General features: G+C 59.2%; 18 protein-coding genes. 9 read left to right on the forward strand and 9 right to left on the reverse strand.

Translation table 11 applies throughout. The features are described 5' to 3' along the window. Positions 1-68: 68 nt before the first annotated feature. Both HU722_RS09385 and HU722_RS09390 read right to left on the reverse strand, forming a co-directional pair. Positions 69-1,550 carry a methyl-accepting chemotaxis protein gene (locus tag HU722_RS09385; RefSeq protein ID WP_065872751.1) on the reverse strand — a complete coding sequence of 494 codons (1,482 nt, stop codon included), beginning with the start codon at positions 1,548-1,550 and terminating at the stop codon, positions 69-71. A 96-nt stretch (positions 1,551-1,646) separates the two neighbouring features. Beyond that, positions 1,647-2,453: a TatD family hydrolase gene (locus HU722_RS09390; RefSeq protein WP_065872750.1), complete on the reverse strand. Its 807-nt coding sequence runs from the start codon at positions 2,451-2,453 to the stop codon at positions 1,647-1,649. Between the two features lie 236 nt (positions 2,454-2,689). Between HU722_RS09390 and HU722_RS09395 the strand changes: the two genes are divergently transcribed. The 3 genes from HU722_RS09395 (at position 2,690) to HU722_RS09405 (ending at position 5,208) form a co-directional block, all read left to right on the forward strand. Next, the gene (locus HU722_RS09395) at positions 2,690-4,111 is read left to right on the forward strand and encodes an MltF family protein (RefSeq protein WP_065872749.1); all 1,422 of its coding nucleotides are present in this window, start codon (positions 2,690-2,692) and stop codon (positions 4,109-4,111) included. Between the two features lie 103 nt (positions 4,112-4,214). Next, a complete protein-coding gene (locus HU722_RS09400; RefSeq protein ID WP_065872748.1) occupies positions 4,215-4,649 on the forward strand; it encodes a DoxX family protein in 435 nt (144 codons plus the stop codon). 250 nt (positions 4,650-4,899) lie between these two features. Further along, positions 4,900-5,208 carry a hypothetical protein gene (locus HU722_RS09405; RefSeq protein WP_065882405.1) on the forward strand — a complete coding sequence of 103 codons (309 nt, stop codon included), beginning with the start codon at positions 4,900-4,902 and terminating at the stop codon, positions 5,206-5,208. Between the two features lie 4 nt (positions 5,209-5,212). On the opposite strand, the gene HU722_RS09410 is transcribed toward HU722_RS09405, so the two are convergent. From HU722_RS09410 to HU722_RS09420, 3 genes are read right to left on the reverse strand one after another with little or no spacing between them, the layout of a single operon-like run. Continuing rightward, complete coding sequence (locus HU722_RS09410) at positions 5,213-6,943, reverse strand: Gldg family protein (RefSeq protein ID WP_186752988.1); 1,731 nt, start codon at positions 6,941-6,943, stop codon at positions 5,213-5,215. 15 nt (positions 6,944-6,958) lie between these two features. Continuing rightward, on the reverse strand, positions 6,959-7,684 hold the full coding sequence (locus tag HU722_RS09415; RefSeq protein ID WP_065872745.1) for an ABC-2 transporter permease: 726 nt from the start codon (positions 7,682-7,684) through the stop codon (positions 6,959-6,961). Then, positions 7,681-8,607 (reverse strand): ABC transporter ATP-binding protein, encoded by a 927-nt coding sequence (locus HU722_RS09420; RefSeq protein WP_065872744.1) that lies wholly within the window; start codon positions 8,605-8,607, stop codon positions 7,681-7,683. Before HU722_RS09420 ends, HU722_RS09415 begins: the two co-directional genes overlap by 4 nt. 220 nt (positions 8,608-8,827) lie before the next feature. Between HU722_RS09420 and HU722_RS09425 the strand changes: the two genes are divergently transcribed. Together HU722_RS09425 and greB are read left to right on the forward strand one after the other, a co-directional pair. Beyond that, positions 8,828-9,811, forward strand: coding sequence for a hypothetical protein (locus tag HU722_RS09425; RefSeq protein WP_065872743.1), 984 nt, complete (start codon positions 8,828-8,830; stop codon positions 9,809-9,811). Between the two features lie 113 nt (positions 9,812-9,924). Continuing rightward, entirely contained in the window at positions 9,925-10,398 is a 474-nt protein-coding gene (gene greB, locus HU722_RS09430) for a transcription elongation factor GreB (RefSeq protein WP_065872762.1), read from the forward strand. A gap of 137 nt (positions 10,399-10,535) precedes the next feature. Here the strand turns inward: greB and HU722_RS09435 are convergent, their stop codons facing one another. Next, a complete protein-coding gene (locus HU722_RS09435) occupies positions 10,536-13,046 on the reverse strand; it encodes an ABC transporter permease (protein WP_065872742.1) in 2,511 nt (836 codons plus the stop codon). Beyond that, positions 13,046-13,729, reverse strand: coding sequence for an ABC transporter ATP-binding protein (locus HU722_RS09440; protein WP_005786391.1), 684 nt, complete (start codon positions 13,727-13,729; stop codon positions 13,046-13,048). The genes HU722_RS09435 and HU722_RS09440 overlap by 1 nt, the downstream gene beginning before the upstream one ends. Positions 13,730-13,739: 10 nt before the next feature. On the opposite strand from HU722_RS09440, the gene HU722_RS09445 reads away from it, so the two are divergent. The 3 genes from HU722_RS09445 to HU722_RS09455 all read left to right on the forward strand — a co-directional run bounded on the left by HU722_RS09445 (position 13,740) and on the right by HU722_RS09455 (position 15,739). Beyond that, positions 13,740-14,345: an arylesterase gene (locus HU722_RS09445; RefSeq protein WP_065872741.1), complete on the forward strand. Its 606-nt coding sequence runs from the start codon at positions 13,740-13,742 to the stop codon at positions 14,343-14,345. Between the two features lie 58 nt (positions 14,346-14,403). After that, on the forward strand, positions 14,404-14,697 hold the full coding sequence (locus HU722_RS09450; RefSeq protein WP_065872740.1) for a hypothetical protein: 294 nt from the start codon (positions 14,404-14,406) through the stop codon (positions 14,695-14,697). A 73-nt stretch (positions 14,698-14,770) separates the two neighbouring features. Next, positions 14,771-15,739 carry a L,D-transpeptidase family protein gene (locus HU722_RS09455; protein WP_186752987.1) on the forward strand — a complete coding sequence of 323 codons (969 nt, stop codon included), beginning with the start codon at positions 14,771-14,773 and terminating at the stop codon, positions 15,737-15,739. Between the two features lie 134 nt (positions 15,740-15,873). Here the strand turns inward: HU722_RS09455 and oprI are convergent, their stop codons facing one another. After that, positions 15,874-16,125 carry an outer membrane lipoprotei OprI gene (oprI, locus tag HU722_RS09460; protein ID WP_003172710.1) on the reverse strand — a complete coding sequence of 84 codons (252 nt, stop codon included), beginning with the start codon at positions 16,123-16,125 and terminating at the stop codon, positions 15,874-15,876. Between the two features lie 612 nt (positions 16,126-16,737). Here oprI and HU722_RS09465 point away from each other — a divergent pair. Further along, a complete protein-coding gene (locus HU722_RS09465; RefSeq protein WP_049709309.1) occupies positions 16,738-17,019 on the forward strand; it encodes a GNAT family N-acetyltransferase in 282 nt (93 codons plus the stop codon). Between the two features lie 64 nt (positions 17,020-17,083). On the opposite strand, the gene HU722_RS09470 is transcribed toward HU722_RS09465, so the two are convergent. Beyond that, positions 17,084-18,160, reverse strand: coding sequence for a 3-deoxy-7-phosphoheptulonate synthase (locus tag HU722_RS09470; RefSeq protein WP_016975370.1), 1,077 nt, complete (start codon positions 18,158-18,160; stop codon positions 17,084-17,086). Between the last annotated feature and the right edge of the window lie 84 nt (positions 18,161-18,244).

Here is an 18,244-nt window from a genome sequence, read left to right on the forward strand (position 1 = left end):
GAAGTTTCACCAAAACCTCGGGTAAATCGAGGCTTCGTTGTAGGCAAGGGATTACAGGTTGAACAGTCCTACAGCTTCAACTGCCCAATCGCTTTGCTCAGTTCCCCGGCCAAGGTCGCCAATTCATTGCTGGTAGTCGCCGAGTCCACGGTTTGTTGCACGGTGTTCTCAGTCACGTCTCGAATACTCACTACCGCGCGGTTCATCTCTTCGGCGACGTGGCTTTGCTGTTCGGCGGCGACGGCGATCTGGGTGTTGCTTTCGCGCATCTGCGCCACGGCGCCGGTGATTTCGGCGAGTGCGGCGCCGGCTTCCTGGGCTTGTTGGACGCAGTCGTCGGCCTTGAACGAGCTTTCCTGCATGAAGTCCACTGCGTCGCGGGTGCCGTCTTGCAGTGCCGAGACCATGCGGGTGATTTCGTCGGTGGAGTTTTGCACGCGTTTGGCCAGGTTGCGCACTTCGTCGGCAACCACGGCAAAGCCACGGCCCATTTCCCCGGCGCGGGCGGCTTCGATGGCGGCGTTGAGGGCGAGTAGGTTGGTCTGTTCGGCGATGCTATGGATCACGCTGACCACGCCGTTGATTTTCTGGCTGTCCTCGGCGAGTTTCTGGATCATTTCGGCAGTCTGTTGCACCCCCGTGGAGAGGCCTGCAATCGAGCGTTGCACGCGGGTGACCACTTCCTGGCCGCTGCCGGCTAGGGTGTCGGCGGTCTGCGACAGATCCCGGGTAGCGCCGGCATGTTGGGCAATGTGATGGACGGTGGCGGTCATCTCGTTAATGGCAGTGGCGGCCTGGTCGGTTTCACTTTGCTGGCCGAGCATGCCGCGCTGCACCTCGTTCATGCTGCTGGCCAGCCGCGCAGCACCCTCGTCCAGTTGCCGGGCGGTACGCGCCACGGTGTTGACCACGCGCTGGTAACCGGCCTGCATGGCGTTGAAGGCGCTGGCCATCTGGCCAACTTCATCCTTGCACGCCAAGGGCACGCGGGCGGACAGGTCGCCGGTTTTTTCCACGTGCAGCATCACGTCTTTTAGAGTGTTGAGCTGGCTGAGCAGGAAGCGGATCAGCAATTGCGAGGCGCCGAGCATTGCCAGCATCAGGATCAATACCGCCACCGCGTAGTTGGCGAAGCGTTCGGCGAACACCTGGCTCAAGCTGGGGGCGTAGGCGAGCACGGCGACGTGTTGCCCGTCGGGGCGGGCGATCACTTCGGCACCCATCAGTGGGTTTTCGCCAAAGAGGGGCATGTGATTGAGTTCGACCCAGCCGTTGGCGTTTCTCAGGGCTGAAAGATCTTGATCGGCCAGTTGGGGGACTCGGCCACCTGCGAACGTCAGCCAAAGCTCTCCGTTGGGCAGCGTTTTGTCCGCCGGCCAGGCGCTGAGTAACCGCGCTTGCGCCTGCGCCGAGGCGTGTGACGCCGTGCTGCGGGCCTGTTGTTCAAGCTGCACGGCGTAGAGCACCAGCAGCAGCGTGGTAATGAAGGCGACCGCATTGACGGCCCAAAATTTGTACTTCAGCGAGATATTGCTAAGCCAGGCACCCATGGAAGGTTTTCTCTGATAGCGGAAACAGCATTGGCAAGGTGCCATTATTGTGCCGCTACTCAGGAAAACCGTTTTGACATGGGTCAATGCGCCGCATTAAGCGAGGGTGGGCAAGCCGAAAAAAGCGCGTGCGCTGGCGGTGCTGTGTTGGGCCAGGTCTTCCACGCTTTCGTTGCGATGCAGGGCGACTTCGCGCAGTACCTCCGGCAGATACGCGGGCTCGTTGCGACCATTTTTCGGTTTTGGGCGCAGTGTGCGTGGCAGCAAGTAGGGCGCGTCGCTTTCCAGCATCAGACGGCCTCGGGGAATTTCCCTGACAAGTGGATGCAGGTGCGTCCCACGGCGTTCGTCGCAGATCCAGCCGGTGATACCAATGTGCAAGTCGAGGTCGAGGTAGCTGAACAACGCCTGCTGTTCGCCGGTAAAGCAATGCACCACGGCGGCGGTGAGGTGGTCGCGGTAGCCTTTGAGGATCTCCAGCAGGCGCACGTTGGCGTCACGCTCGTGGAGGAACACTGGCAGTTTCAGCTCGACGGCCAGGGCCAGGTGTTCTTCCAATACTTTTTCCTGCTGGGGGCGGGGCGAGAAGTCGCGGTTGAAATCCAGCCCGCATTCGCCCACGGCACGCACGCGGCTTTCACCGAGCAATTCACGCAAGCGCTGGGCGCTGTCGCTGTTCCAGTCACTGGCAGAGTGGGGGTGAATACCGGCGGTGCTGAACAGGCGCTGGCCGCTTTCATCGAGTTTTACGCACAGCTCCAGGGCGTGTTCGCTGCCCTCGACGCTGGTGCCGGTGAGCACCAATTGTTGCACGCCGGCGGCATAGGCACGTTCGAGCACGGCCTGGTGCTTCTCGTCGAAACTGGGGTTGGTCAGGTTGACGCCGATATCAATGAGTTGCATGGTGCTATCTCCGCCTGCGGCCGGAAAGCATATCAGAGCTGTAGATTTATAAGAAAAACTAAGAACTACAACGAGTTATAGCTGTCTTTGAACGTCGCCAGTGACATTGGGTTGTGTCCAAAGCTTTGCCCTGTGTCACCGTTGCGCGCAAAGCCTGCGCTTATAGCGCTCTGTTTCTGACCCCACCACCTCGTTTTTCGCGAGGATGTTGGCCAGTATTCTTTTCCGGAGAGCGGATGATCCGACCCTCGGCGTTGCTTATGTTGTGCCTGACGCTGCTGCTGCCCATGGCCGCGGTTGCGCGCCTGGACGGGCCGCTGGAAGTGACCAAGCCCGGCAAGGTCCGCGATCTGGCGGAGATTCGCTCGAGCCGCACCCTGCGCGTATTGGTCAACCAGAGCCGTAACAGTTCAGGCGAGGTTCAGGGCCAGGCCATCGGTGTGGAATACCATCGTTTGCGCGCCTTCGAGCAATACCTCAACGGCCATGCCCGTGACGGCCAGGAAATCAACCTCAAGATCATTCCCAAGGCCAAGGACCAGTTGCTTGGCGCGCTGGCCCGTGGTGAAGGTGACCTGGTGGCGCCCGGTGAGTTGGTGGATGTAAAGGCCGCGCACAAGATCAGCACCAGCGATCCGATTGCCAGCGGTGTGCCGCTGTGGCTGGTGGGTGTGAAAGGTGAGCGGCGCTTTACCAAGTTGGAGCAACTGTCCGGACGCACCCTGGCGCTGACCACCGGTAGTGCGGCGGCGGATGCCATCAGCCAGGTCAATCAGAAGCTGGCCCTGCACAAGCAGCCACCCATCAAGGTGGAATGGGTTGACCCGACCTTGGCCGTGGAAGATGTGCTGGAGATGGTCCAGGCTGGCATTTTCCACCTGACCATTGTCGAAAAGCCGATTGCCGAGCGCTGGTCGAAGATCCTGCCCAAGTTGCGTTTCGATAAACAAGTGGTCATCAGCGAGCCGGGCGACGAGTACTGGTTTGTGCGCCAGGATGCCTCGATGCTGCGGGCCAGCATTGATCGATTCCTCAAGACCTATCGAACCCCCGCAGACCAGGATGTGGCGTTTCAACGCATCTACCGTCGCCTCTACCAAGTACGCAACCCGCTGGCCCGCGTCGACCGCCAGCGCCTGGAAAAATTGCGCCCAGTGTTGCAGAAACACGCCCGCGAGCAGGGCATGGATTGGTTGAACCTTGCCGCGCTGGCCTTCAAGGAATCCGCGCTTGACCCTGGCGCACGCAACAGCGGCGGCCCCACCGGCCTGATGCAGATCACGCCCTCGGCGGCGCAGCGCGTGGGGGTCAACAATATCGAAAGTCTCGACAGTAATGTGCAGGCGGGTGCGCGCTACCTGGCGATGATCCGCCGCAAGTTCTTCGCCAGTCCCAAGCTCAATGAGCGCGAGCGCATGGCCTTTGTGCTGGCGGCGTACAACATGGGGCCAGAGCGGGTGCAGGGTATGCGCACAGAGGCCAAGCGCCGGGGGCTCAACCCCAACCAGTGGTTCTTCCAGGTTGAACGCATTGCCATGGAGCAAGTAGGCATGGGCGGCGTCAGCTATGTTAATAGCGTCAACAAGTACTATCTGGCGTTCGATCGGGAGCGGGAATCCCTGGAACCGCCAGCGCCGAAAATCGCTTCACGGAAGTAATCGATTTAATCGATATTAATCAGGCATTTTTTTGGCTTTTATCATTGTTTAAACTGATTAATATAGCGGCCAACCAACCCCTACTTTGAAAAGGATTATCACCATGAGCCCACTGATCAAAAGCGTCCTGTCCACCCGTGCCGGTTACGGCCTGACCATCCTGCGTATTATTGTCGGCATTATCTTCGCCGCCCACGGTTCGCAAAAACTCTTTGGCTGGTTTGGCGGCTACGGCCTGGCAGGCACTGCCCAGTGGATGGAAAGCATCGGCCTTGCGCCGGGTACGCTGATGGCGCTGCTGTCGGGGGGGACCGAGTTCTTCGCCGGCCTGGCACTGATCATTGGCCTGCTGGCGCGTCCGGCGGCACTCGGCTTGACCATCCTGACGCTGGTGGCGATCTTCTCGGTGCATATCCATAACGGTCTGTTCATGGCCAACAACGGTTATGAGTTCGCACTGGCCTTGCTCGGCGGCACCCTGGCGGTGTTGTTGGAAGGGGCGGGCAAACTGTCTGCCGACCGCGCTATCGCCAACTGATCGTTCTGCAAAACCTTGAATCGGCCCGCCATGTGCGGGCCTTTTCGTTGCTCGGGATTGTTGACATCGCCCCACCGGCTTCTCTAGGATGCCGTTCATGCGCCGATTTAAACAGCTAATTGCGGGGCGCCATGGGTGATCGCTATCGGTCCCGACAGAAGCATGTTCCATGCTTCGAAATTCCGCTAAAGCGCTGGTTCGGTGTTGCCTCTCACCTGCCCGCAGACTTTTGAGGCAGAGACACGACACGATGAATGCACTACGCCCCCTGATACGCCTGGCCCCGATCACCGCGGACCTGACTCAACGCAATCCTAAAATTCTCCTTGGCGGCAAGCACCAGCCTACGCTCTTGCGTTACTTGGATGGCTGGCCGCGCCGTACTGGCCGACCCTCAGCGTTCCTGATCCAGTTTGTCGAAGATGGCGATTCCCTTGCGCGTTTTGCCAGCAACAGCTTTGACCTCGCGGTCATCCAGGCCCCGAGTGCCAGCGACGCCGCAGAAGTCATCCGCCAATTGACCCGCATCGCTCGACAAGGGCTGATCGCCCGACGTTAATCGTTTAGTGAATCAGGCTGCCAGCGTGCAGCCGACGACGGCGATGACCCCGGAAGACCCCCCAGGCGATCAGGCATAACGTCAGCGGAATGGCAAACGTCACGACCAGTTTTATCGCCAGTTCCAGGTGACGCACCTGGGCATAGGCTTCGCGTTGCAAGGCATGCAGCTCCATGGGCAAGCGCAGGCGTTCCTTGTTGAGTGCTTGCAACTGGGTGGTGGTGTCCACCGCCTGGGTGCCGAGGGCAGTGGTCCACGGGATCAGCCGTTGCCATTCCTGCTCCGTTCGTTGCAGGCGTCGTTCCAGTTCACTGGCCTTCGAGCGATAGGCGTGCTTCGCGACCTCGTGCATGCGCTCCAGCACTGTCGGCTCCCGTTCCTGCGGCACGCGAGGGCGAATTGCGGCGAGTGTGTCGGGGGCGGACAGGTTGTCCAATGTATTCAAGACAAACAACGCGTTGCTGTCAGGTGCCGAATTGCTGACCTTGTCCGTGAGCAAGTCGGTGTCAGTAATGACCACGACATGTATCTGCGCTGCTTTCTGCACACCGGGCGGCTGCCCCTTGAGGCCATCCGGAAAGACAGAATAGCTCGGCCCCTCGATACGTGCGGCGATCACATGACGCCGCTCTTGGCCCGACGCCTGTTCAATCAATGAGTCGACCGTGGTAGCGCGGGTGAAGCTATTGGCATCCAGCAGCACCGATTGCTCGGAGCTGTGCAGGAGAGGGGTGAAGGTCGTGCGACTTTTACTCATTCGTGAGAGAGCGCCACTGCTCGATACCGTCACCCTGTTGAGGTTCCAGGTGCTGATATCGTTTGTGTTCATCGCCTGCCGAGGCAGGTTCAATCGGACCTGAGTGGGCGCCCCTGGCGTTTCCCAAGGCGTATAGAGGTCGTCGGCCAGCAGCTTGTCCGCTGGCATCTGGATACCCCAGGCAGCCAGTAATTGGTCCACTAGAGTGTTGGCAGGGGCAGCGTTTGAGCGTTGCTCGCTCAAGGGGTCAATAAACATCATCAATCTGCCGCCCCTCAATACAAATTGTTCAATCCCATACAGCGTTCGCTCAGATAACGCCTGTGGGTGCACAACCATCAGCGTTTTTATACGCTCGGGGACGTGCGCGGCAGTCGACTCCAGGTTGACCAGATCAAATTCACGTCGTAGATCCTGCAACAGCCGACCTGCAGCTTCGTCCATCGCCAGCCCCGACAGCAGTGCAATGACCGGGCGCTCCGGGTGCTGCAACTTATAGAGCAGGTGGCTGATTTCATACTCGAGCAAGGGCTCCCGGTCGAGGCTGAAGGAACCGATACGGCGCACACTGTGACCGGCGCGGGTGCCGATAAGGCCGAGAAACCCAGCGTTGTGGTCGAGTCCGGATAGCCGGGCTTTGTAGGCGTCCTCCGAAAAAGGTGCAGGTTCAATAAGGTGCAGGTTAATCATGCCATTGGCCGTTTTTTCGTACTCCTTGAGCAGTTCCTCTACACGCTTGCTGTAGCGTTGCACGGCGTAGTTTCTTTTCGGGTCGTTGTTCGAGTTGAAGTAATACAGGTCGACGGGGCTTTCCAATGTGGCAACTAGATGTTGTGCTGAAGACGATAAAGTGTGAACTTTTTGTTGAGAAAGATCCCACTGGATATCAGGAAGTTTACCTATCCAAACCAGATTGAACGCCAGGAAAAGCAACAAGGTGACGGTGAGTGTCATGCCGGTGCGCAGAGTGGACCGCATTAAGGGTTTCCCTTCTCAGCTGTGTTTGTAGTTGAGTGTGACGGTCGCCGCAGCGAGAAAGGCGAGGATCATGCTAATGAAGTAAAGCGTGTCGCGAAGTGTAAGTTTTCCATCATCGATACTGCTGAATCGTAAAGCCGGGCTGAGTGTGGCCAGGCTGTCGATCAACCCTATCGGGGCTTGGTGCTCAAGCGCATCCAATACACTAGAGAGTCCGCTGGCGGTCAGCAGCAAGCCCAGGGTCAGTACGAAAATGACAGTGCGCTGGCTTACAAATGTGCAAATAAAGCAACCAGCGGACAGGTAGCTGCCCGCGAGCAGCCAACTCGCCAAAAATTGTGAAGCGATAACGCTGTTGTCCGCTCTGCCCAAGTAGTTGGCAATAATGACGAGAGGAAACATCAGGAGCAGCGTTGTACCTGCGACGAGCCAGGCGGCGAGGAATTTCCCGATAACCCATTCAAATGTCGTGATGGGCATGGTTTTCATCACGCCGAAAAAACCTGCATTGGCTTCATCCGACCATAGTTGCGTGGCCAGGGCGGGAATCAACAATAAGTACAACCAGGGATGGAACTGGAAAAAGACCTGCAAGTCGCCGCTGTTTTGTTCCGGCCACGAGCTTATGTACATGCCCAATGTGACTGACAGTATCAGGAAGATCGCAATGTTCAGGTAAATACTGGGTGTGCAGGCAAAGCTGGCAAGTTGACGCTTTAAAATGACAGGCAATAGTTTCAAAGAGACGCCTCCTGGCTCAGTTGGTGGACTACATCATTGAGGCGACCTGGTTCCAGATTCAGTGAGTTGATTTTCCAGCGACGACTGGCAATCAGCGTGTTGATATGGGGATAGATGGTGTGCCCCGGCATCGCGAGAACGGTCACCGTGCCGGGTGCATGCCGATGCTCCTCGATGCCTGCCACGCCTGGCAGTACGGCGAGGGCCAGCAGATCCAACGGGGTGTCCGCAGCAAGTGTGACGGCCTGGAAGTGACGGGAGTCGCGCTGTAGATCGGGCAGTGGGGTATCGGCCACCAGGCGACCGCCGGCTATGACCAGTGCGCGTGTACACAATTCGGACAATTCATCGCAGTGACGAGAGGCGATGATCACTGTCATTTCTTGCGTCAGTGATTGGATAAGCGCCCTGAATGTATGTTTCTGATCAGGTGCGAGCCCTTCGGTTGGTTCATCCAGCAGTAACAGGGCTGGACCATGCAGGATGGCTTGGGCAATAGCGACTTTGCGTTTCCAGGCAAGGGAGAGCGCGTCGAGGGGGGCATTGAGCACCGGAAACAGTTCCAGTCGTGCAACAACGTGTTCCAACCGTGCGCGCTTTTCGGCGCCGTGGAGGCCGCGAACGGCCGCGATAAAGCCAAGGAATGTGTTGACGGACATTGTTGGATGGCCGAGGTCTTTGGACAGTTGGTAGCCGACGAGTTTTTTCGCGTTAAGTGCGTGGGTTTGAGTATTGAAGCCCTGGATATTTATATAACCGCTGGACGGCTGCGTCGAACCGGCTATTAGATTGAGCAGGGCTGTTTTGACCGTATGATCTTCTCCGAATAAACCCAGGCATTCTTGTGAATGGGCGCTAAATGAAAAGTCGCTGATTATAGTTGTGTTACCCGTGTGTTTTGTCAGATTGCTTATTTCGATCATTTTTTTACCGAATAAGTTTGGCATGACGTAGGGGGCGTGAAAAAAGGGTACGGGTAATGACTGTTTTTGGGAACGCCGATAACTATTAATAAGACAAGTCCTACGTGCGCGGCAGTCAAGCCACTGAAACAATGTGTCGTGTTTTAAAAGCGTCCAATTTTTGAATGTTTATTTGTTGTTTATATAAACTTTCTGCCCCGCATAATGAGGCCTGAATGCCATGATGCTGCTACGTACCCTTGTGCTTGAACGCGACGGTCAAGATGCTCCAGTTAACGGTGCACTGCTCTGTGGGTTTGCTGTAGGTCAGACGGCCTCCAACTTTCTTGTTTACAGTTTGGATGAGGAGGTAGAGCCGGGAAGTTCCAGGGTCTATATCGCGGGCTTGCGTAAGAAACTTGACCGGTATTTCCTGGGCGGGGTCGAGTCCAAGGAAGACTTGCAGGTGGCCTTACATGTGTTTAAGCAAATACTGACATTGGCCGCTTCGGGGGTTAAGGCGGGCGGCGTTACTGAGACCCAGGTGCCCTATCATTTTGTCGATTTGAAAGGTTGCAAGCTGCCGCCCGCCAGGCCCGAGGATCATCACTCGGTGATTATCAAGAAAGCGCTTGTGATGAAAGTGATCACCCTGGGCATGTCGGCCTCGACACTGCCGGCTATCGAAAGTGCTTCATTGATTGTGCCGTCCATTCGTTTTTCGTCACAAATGAGCTCCCCGGTCAAAGGGGCAGGCCCCTCAGAGCCACCCCGGCCGACGCATGAACATCTGGTTGAGGAGCCCCTGCCAGCTTCCGTCGAAACGCCCGTGATCATCGCGCCGCAGCCACCTGCAATCCCACCTGCACCCGTCGCGCCGGCGCAACCGCAACCCCCTGCGTCAGGTGACCACAGTACGTTGTTCGAGGTGGACAGTACGTTGACCAACCTTGCCCGTGTCGCCCAGGAGCTGACCCAGCAAAAACTCGCGGCAATCGAGCAGGAGGCCGCACTTGAGCAGTGGCAGGCGCGGTTGCAGCAGGGGCAAACCCAGTTGGATGAGAAGGTTCGAGAACTGGAACAACGCACCGCTCAACTGCATGATCAGTCGCTTGCGGTCAGCCAGAGGACCGAAGCCCTGAAGGTGATGACGTCGCAGGTGGCGGGCCTGCGGCAAAGCCTGAGAGGCATGCTGCTTGAGCTGGATCGGGCGTTGGATAGCTAGACTGGCCTGGCTACTTTCCCGGGTTCATTTATCATCAACGCCAGCCAGCCAACGCCCGGGCTTGAAACCCAGGCGTATCGGCACCTATGGACATTGCCTGGGGATGCAAGCGTTTGAGTACCAAGCTGATTACCAAAGAAGGCCATGAAGCGCTGAAGAAGGAGCTGGATTACCTCTGGCGTGAGAAGCGCCCGGACACCACGCGCAAAGTGACCTGGGCGGCCTCGCTGGGGGACCGCAGCGAAAACGCCGATTACCAGTACAACAAGAAGTTGCTGCGCGAGATCGACCGTCGCGTGCGCTACCTGCGCAAGCGCCTGGAAGACATGCGTGTGGTGGAGTACATGCCCGAGCAGGAGGGCAAGGTGTTTTTTGGCGCCTGGGTGGACATCGAAAATGAACAGGGCGAGACCAAGCGTTTTCGTATCGTCGGCTATGACGAGATCTATGAACGGATGGACTACATCTCCATCGACTCACCCATGGCCCGTGCGCTGCTGCGCAAGGAAGTAGACGACGAGGCCCTCGTGCAGACCCCGAGTGGTGAAGTGTGCTGGTGGATCACCGGGATCGAGTATGTGAAGTGAGCGGGGCTCCGAAAACACTAGAGATCACATGTGGGAGCTGTCGAGCTTCAGCGACGCTGCGATGCAGGCGCTGCGGTCTGGCAAAGACCGCGCGGTGATCCCTTCGCCGCGTTGCTAAAGCTCTCCCACACGGCGCTTCAACCTTCGCGCAATACAGTCAGCGGGCTGGCGTTCAGTGCACGACGGGTGCCAAACACACCGGCACCGCCGATCAGCACGGCGCCAATCACCGGCAGCAACAGCAACCATGGGTGAGGCTGCCAGGCCAGGTCAAATGCATAGCGGTACAGCACAAAGGTCACCAGTTCGGTCCCCAGTGCCGCCAACAGGCCACTGACGGCACCCAGCAAGCCGAACTCGATACGCCTGGCCTTGACCAGCAGCTTGCGTTCGGCACCCAGTGCGCGCAACAGCGCGCCTTGGCGGATACGTTCGTCGAGCGTGGCCTGCAGGCCCGAGAACAACACCGCCATCCCCGCTGCCAGGACAAACAGCAGTACGTACTCCACCGCCAGGGTCACTTGGGCGAGGATGCTGCGCAACTGCTCCAGCAGTGCCTCGACCTGCAGGATGGTTACCGCCGGGAACGCCCGGGACAGGTCGACGATTTGCTGGTCATGCCCGGGTGCCAGGTAGAAGCTGGTCAGGTAGGTGGCCGGCAGGTCCTTCAAGGTGCCTGGCTGGAAAATCATGAAGAAGTTGGGCTGGAAGTTATCCCAGTTGATGGTCCGCAGGCTGGTCACCCGCGCTTCACGATTTTCGCCGCCCACCGTGAACACCAAGTGGTCATTGAGCTTGAGCTTGAGGCTTTCCGCTACCTTGGCTTCTACGGAGACGCCAGGGATTTCATCGGTGGGTTGCTGTGACCACCATGAGCCCGCCGTCAGGGCATTACCCGGTGGCAGGTCGGCAGCCCAGGTCAGGCTCAGGTCGCGTTGTACCGCGCGATCGCCGCTTGAATCCTTGCTGACGATTTCCTGTACTGGCTCGCCGTTGATACTGATCAGGCGACCCGGCACCACCGGGTACAGCGGCGCGGATTGCGCTTGCAGTTCCAGCAGGCGGTCGCCAAAGGCATCCTTGTCGGCCGGCAGGATATTCAAGGCGAAATAGTTGGGCGCGTCCTTGGGCAACTGGTTTTGCCAGGTGTCGAGCAACTCGCCACGCAGCAGGGCGATCAAGCCCATGGACAGCAGGATCAAGCCAAACGCCAGGGATTGTCCGGCCGCCGCTAACGGGTGGCGCAGCAATTGGCCCAGGCCCAGGCGCCACGGCAGGGAGGCGCGTGCCAGCAGGCGGCGCAGGCTTTGCAACAGCAGCAGGAGCAGGCCGCCGAGGACCAGTGCAGCCACCACGCCACCGCCCAGCAGGGCGAAGGTCAGCACCAGGTCGAGGCTCAGGCGCCACATGATCAGGCCCAATGCAAACAGTGCCGCGCCGTAGACCATCCAGGTACTGGAGGGAATCGGCAGCAGGTCGCGACGCAATACCCTTAGCGGGGGGACACGACCCAGGGCGGCCAAGGGCGGCAGGGCGAAACCGGCGAGGGCGACCAGGCCGGTGCCGATTCCCGCAATTGCCGGTAACAGCCCGCCGGGTGGAACGTCCGCAGGCAGCAGGTCATGGAGAAAGTAAAACAGGCCAAACTGCGCCAGCCAGCCGAGCAGGGCGCCGGTCAGGCTCGCCAGCAGCCCCAGTACGCTCAGTTGCAAACTGAACAGCAACATGGCTTCGCGCCGTGACAATCCCAGGCAGCGCAGCAAGGCACTGGCGTCAAAACGCCGGGTGGCGAAGCGATTGGCCGACAGCGCCACGGCCACGCCGGCCAGCAGCACTGCGACCAGGCTGGCCATGTTCAGGTAGCGCTCGGCTTTGCCCAGCGCGCCGCCGATCTGTTGGTTGCCGTCCCGTGAGTCCTGCAGCCGCTGGTTGGCGGCGAGTCCTGGCTTAATCAGGTCACGATAGGTTTGCAGCGCCGTGCTGCCCTGTGGCCCGCGCCACAGTTCGCGGTAGCTGACACGGCTGCCGGGCTGTACGACACCGGTAGCGTCCAGGTCCGACAGGTTGATCATCACCCTGGGCGTAAGGCTGTAGAAGTTGCCGGCGCGGTCCGGCTCATAGGTGAGCACGCGGGCCAGGCGCAGGGTTTTCATACCCACATCAATGCTGTCGCCGACCTTGAGGTCCAGTGCTGTCAGCAGCCGGGCTTCAACCCAGGCTTCCCCGGGTTTGGGCTCGCCGCCAGGGGTCTCCTCACCGAAGGGCGCAGCAGCGCTTTTCAGTTCGCCGCGCAGCGGGTACTGCTCGTTGACCGCCTTGATGCTGGAGAGCTGGATGCCGTTATCAGTGGCTATAACGCTGGAGAACTCCACCACGCGAGCGTGATCGAGGCCCAGTTCGGTGCCGGACTGGATTTGCTCGGGGCGGGCCGGCGAGCTGCCTTCCAGCACCAGGTCGGCGCCCAAAAACTCGGTGGCGCGCAACAACATGGCGCCATTGAGGCGAGCGCCGAAGTAGCCGATGGCGGTACTGGCGGCCACGGCCACCAACAGGGCGAAGAACAACACACGCAATTCGCCAGCGCGGGCATCGCGCAGCAATTGGCGCATGGCAAGGCTGAACAGGCGCAACAGCGGCAAACGTGCCATCAAGGCTCCAGGGGCGCGACCATCAGGCCGGCTTCAAGGCGGATCAGGCGTCGGCAACGGTGGGCCAGGCGCTCGTCGTGGGTGACCAGCACCAGGGTCGTGCCGCTCTCTTTATTGAGCTCGAACAGCAGGTCGCTGATGCGCTCGCCGGTGTGGCTGTCGAGGTTGCCGGTAGGTTCGTCGGCAAACAGCACGTCCGGCTCGGCGGCAAAGGCGCGGGCAATCGCCACGCGTTGTTGCTCGCCACCGGAGAGTTGGCGGGGTGAGTGGGTCAGGCGTTGGCCCAGGCCGACACGTTCGAGCAGGTGCCGGGCGCGCTCGCGGGCGTCTTTGCGGCCGTCCAGCTCCAACGGCAGCATGACGTTCTCCAGCGCGTTGAGGCTGTCGAGCAGTTGGAAGGACTGGAACACGAACCCTACGTGCTCGGCACGGATGCGCGCGCGCTGGTCTTCGTCCAGGGTGCTCAAGGCTTGGCCGGCGAGGGTGACTTCGCCGCTGCTGGGCAAGTCGAGGCCGGCCAGCAGGCCGAGGAGGGTGGATTTGCCGGAACCTGAGCTGCCGACGATAGCCAGGCTATCGCCCTTGTTCAGTTCCAGGCTCAGTTCGTGCAGGATAGTCAGTTCACCTTCCGCGCTGGGAACCACTTTGCTAAGGTTCCGCGCGGTGAGAATGCTTGCGCCCATGGAGAATCCGATGCGAATGTGGTTTTTGAGTGCTGGCCTGGCCTTGATGTGCATGGCCCAGAACGCAGCGGCGGGTACAGTCCTGATCGTTGGCGATAGTATCAGTGCCGGTTTCGGCCTGGATACCCGCAAGGGGTGGGTTGCCCTGCTGGAGCAACGGCTCAAGCAGGAAGGTTTCGACGATAAAGTGATCAACGCCTCCATCAGCGGGGATACCAGTGCCGGGGGCTTGGCGCGGCTGCCGGCGGCGCTTGCAGAGCATAAGCCGGACGTGGTGGTGATCGAGTTGGGCGGCAATGATGGATTGCGTGGGCAACCCCCGGCGCAATTGAAACAAAATCTTGCGTCGATGATTGACCAGTCCAAGGCCGGTGGTGCCAAGGTGTTGTTGTTGGGGATGCAATTACCGCCCAATTATGGCCCGCGCTACACCACGGCATTTGCCGAAGTCTATGGTGTGTTGGCCAAGGAAAAAAACGTCCCGCTGGTACCGTTTTTCCTCGATGGCGTGGGCGGTCATCCGGAGCTGATGCAGGCGGATCAACTGCACCCGGCGGTCGGCGCCCAGGGCAAGTTGCTGGAAAATGTCTGGCCGACGCTAAAACCACTGTTATGACGCTTTTCTACCGGCAGGCTTTCGGCTAAGGTGGCGCCCCCCCGATTTGGAGCCCCTGATGTCGCGTCCCGCCTGGTCCCTGTTTAATTACCAACTGATCGAGCCGGACGAGCAGCTGGATCTGTTCGCCTGCCAGGAAGTGCGGGTGCATCTGGTGACGCGTCAACTGGAACTGGGCGGCACCATCGATCGCACGCTGTGCGGCACGCTATTGCCGGCGCAACCGCGTTGGTCGCGGGTTGATCGCTCGATCTTCCAGGACCAGCGACTGTGCCCCTTGTGTCGTGCGATCCTGGAATCCCAGAAGCGCGGTACGCCGCCGATCTGGCCGGAGCTGCGTTTCGAGTTGTAAGGGGCAGCTAGAAGCGCGCTTCACGTATACAATCGATCTTTACCTCCCCGTCGTTCTGCGAAGGATTTTCCGGATGTTGTCGCGCCTTTCCGTCGTCACCTGCTGCCTGTCTCTCGCTGCACTCTGTGCGGCTTGTTCTGCGTCAGCTTTGCAGTTGCCCTTGCCACCGCCGGGTGAAGACATCGTCGGTCAGGTCCAGGTGATCAAGGCCAAGTACGAAGACACCTTTGCCGACCTGGGCACCACCTATGACCTCGGTTATTCGGAGATGGTCGCGGCCAACCCGGGTGTGGATGCCTGGTTGCCGGGGGCGGGCACCGAGATCGTGCTGCCGACACGGTTCATCCTGCCGCCGGGCCCGCGCGAAGGTATTGTGATCAACCTGGCGGAGTACCGGCTCTACTACTTCCCCAAGGGCCAGAACGTGGTCTACACCTTCCCGCTGGGCATTGGCCGTGAAGGCTGGGGTTCGCCTATCGCCCATACCAGCATCATTGCCAAAACGCCGAACCCGACCTGGACGCCGCCCGCCTCGATCAAGGCCGAGCACGCTGCCAACGGTGACCCGCTGCCCAACGTGGTGCCGGCCGGCCCGGACAACCCCTTGGGCCCGTTCAAGTTCACCCTGGGCACGCCGGGTTACCTGATCCACGGCTCCAACGCGAAGTTCGGCATCGGCACCCGTACCAGCCACGGCTGCTTCCGTATGTTCAACAACAACGTGCTGGAGATGGCCGGCATGGTGCCGGTGGGCACGTCGGTGCGCATCATCAACGATGCCTACAAGTTCGGCGCCAGCGGCGGCAAGGTCTACCTTGAAGCACATACCCCATTGAACGACGACGGTACGCCGTCGGTGGTGGACAAGCACACGGCGGTGATCAACGCCTTGCTCAAGCGTGAGGACCTGTCCAATCAGTTGCGGGTGAACTGGGACCAGGTGCGGGATGTGGTGGCGGCAGAAGATGGTTTGCCGACGGAAATCGGCGTGCCGGGCCCGGCACCGATCGCCTCCAGCGCGCCGATCGACCTGCAGCAATAAGGCGTTCGTTCAAAAGCCCGTCAAGGCCTTGCGCCTCGGCGGGCTTTTTATTGTGCGTTATTCAGGTATAAATCCCAGGCAATAAAAAAGCCGACCCATAAATGGATCGGCTTGATAACAACCCCGAAGGATTATTACTTGCGGCTAGCTTTTTCAAGCATACGCAGTGCGCGCTCGTTAGCTTCGTCAGCAGTCTGTTGTGCTTTTTGAGCAGCAGCCAGAGCTTCATCAGCTTTACGGTAGGCTTCGTCTGCACGAGCCTGGGAGCGAGCTGCTGCGTCTTCAGTTGCAGTCAGACGAGCTTCGGTTTCTTTGGAGACGCTGCTGCAACCGGTAGCCAGAACTGCGGCCAGAGCCAGAGCAGAGAATTTCAGAACGTTGTTCATCGTGTTCCCCTTCAAGGACTTTCTATTAGATGGCTAGTTCGCCCAGAGTGAGCTAATAGCCGGCGTACATACTACCCATTACTTGTAGTAAGTAAACTGACGTAGCGCAAGAAGCAAAAAAAATTCTCGTGCCGAATCTATTTTGGCTAACCTTTTGAAGGTTTGTATAAAAAGCGTCCAATTTTTTTCAATCAGGCGACAATTGGATCCATGCTGGAAGGGCCGGCCCGCATGTGTTAAGCCCTGTAAATAGATGAAAATTTATATATACAGCTGACACTTTCGTTCAGCACGGCTTTGCGTTGCCCGGCATCTTTTGCGCATGTAGAGGTGACTTTAAGAGCGCCTGTTCGTCTCAAGGTTCAACTGCCGGCAATGTACAGGCTTTCGATCATCGGTTGATCGAGGCCCTTTCTATATCCACCAGCGGCAGGGGATGACAGGTGCGCCTTGAGCAATCGCGGGATTGGTGCCTACTATTCCCTACGTGCTGGTTGTGAGCGCTCAGGGTTTTCTCGTTGTCGGAACCGGCACGGGGTGGCGTAGATGTTCCTTCGCCGGAAAAACATCGGTAAGGTAGGGGTCAGAAACCAAGACCCGCGAGGAGTAGTGATGAGCGAGGCGTTGTCCATCCACCATGACCAGGCTGGTCATCAGTTCGAGACCAATGTGGACGGTCATCGTGCCTATCTGACCTATATGGACCTCGGCAAACAGACCCTGGATATCTATCGGACCTTTGTGCCCAACGCACTGCGGGGCCGTGGTATTGCGGCGGCATTGACCGAGGAAGCCTTGAAGTTCGCCGAACAGGCAGGCTATACGGTGATCCCGTCCTGCTCCTACGTTGAACGCTACATGGAGCGCCACCAGCGCCATGCCGCGAAGCTCTAAGGCATAAATAGCACCATAAAAAACGCCGGGCTCAGCCCGGCGTTTTTGTGTGCGCAGTGTTGTGTCAGGTGCGTTTGCGTTTCGGCAATACGTCCTTGAGCTTGGCGTGCATGCTGCGCAGGGTGTTTTCAGTGGCGGCCCAATCGATGCAGGCATCAGTGATCGACACGCCGTATTGCAAGTCGGCCAGGTCTTTTGGAATCGCCTGGCAACCCCAGTTCAGGTGGCTCTCGACCATCAGGCCGATGATCGACTGGTTGCCTTCGAGGATCTGGTTGGCGACGTTTTCCATCACCAGCGGTTGCAGGGCCGGGTCCTTGTTGGAGTTGGCGTGGCTGCAGTCGACCATGATGTTCGGCTTGATCTTGGCCTTGTTCAGCGCCTGTTCGCACAGCGCAACGCTGACCGAATCATAGTTGGGCTTGCCGTTGCCGCCGCGCAGCACCACGTGGCCGTAGGCGTTGCCCTTGGTGGTGACGATGGACACGCCACCTTCCTGGTTGATACCCAGGAAACGGTGCGGGCTGGAGACCGATTGCAGCGCGTTGATCGCCACGGTCAGGCCACCGTCGGTGCCGTTCTTGAAGCCCACGGCCGAGGAAAGGCCGGACGCCATTTCTCGGTGAGTCTGGGATTCAGTGGTGCGTGCGCCGATGGCCGACCAGCTGATCAGATCCTGCAGGTACTGCGGGGAGATCGGGTCCAGGGCTTCAGTGGCGGTGGGCAGGCCCATTTCAGCCAGGTCCAGCAGCAATTGACGACCGATGTGCAGGCCATCCTGGATCTTGAACGAGTCGTCCAGGTACGGATCGTTGATCAAGCCTTTCCAGCCGACGGTGGTACGCGGTTTTTCGAAATAGACGCGCATCACCAGATACAGGGTGTCGGATACTTCCGCCGCCAGTACTTTGAGGCGCTCGGCGTACTCGTGGGCAGCCTTGAGGTCATGGATCGAGCAGGGCCCGATGACGACAAACAGGCGGTGGTCGGTGCCGTCGAGAATGTCACGGATGACTTCGCGGCCCTTGGTGACGGTCTGCAGGGCAGCGTCGCTCAAAGGGATTTCGCGCTTGAGCTGATCAGGTGTGATCAGGGTCTCGTTGGATTCGACGTTTAGGTCATTGATCGGTAAATCAGCCATCGTGTTACTCGTCAGGGTCACGGGTGCCGGCCGCCAGCCATCCCCGTGCGGCGGAGCACAGCATGATTTGGATGCAGGGGGAAG

It is taken from the genome of Pseudomonas tritici (assembly GCF_014268275.3).
Taxonomy (GTDB): Bacteria; Pseudomonadota; Gammaproteobacteria; order Pseudomonadales; family Pseudomonadaceae; genus Aquipseudomonas; species Aquipseudomonas tritici.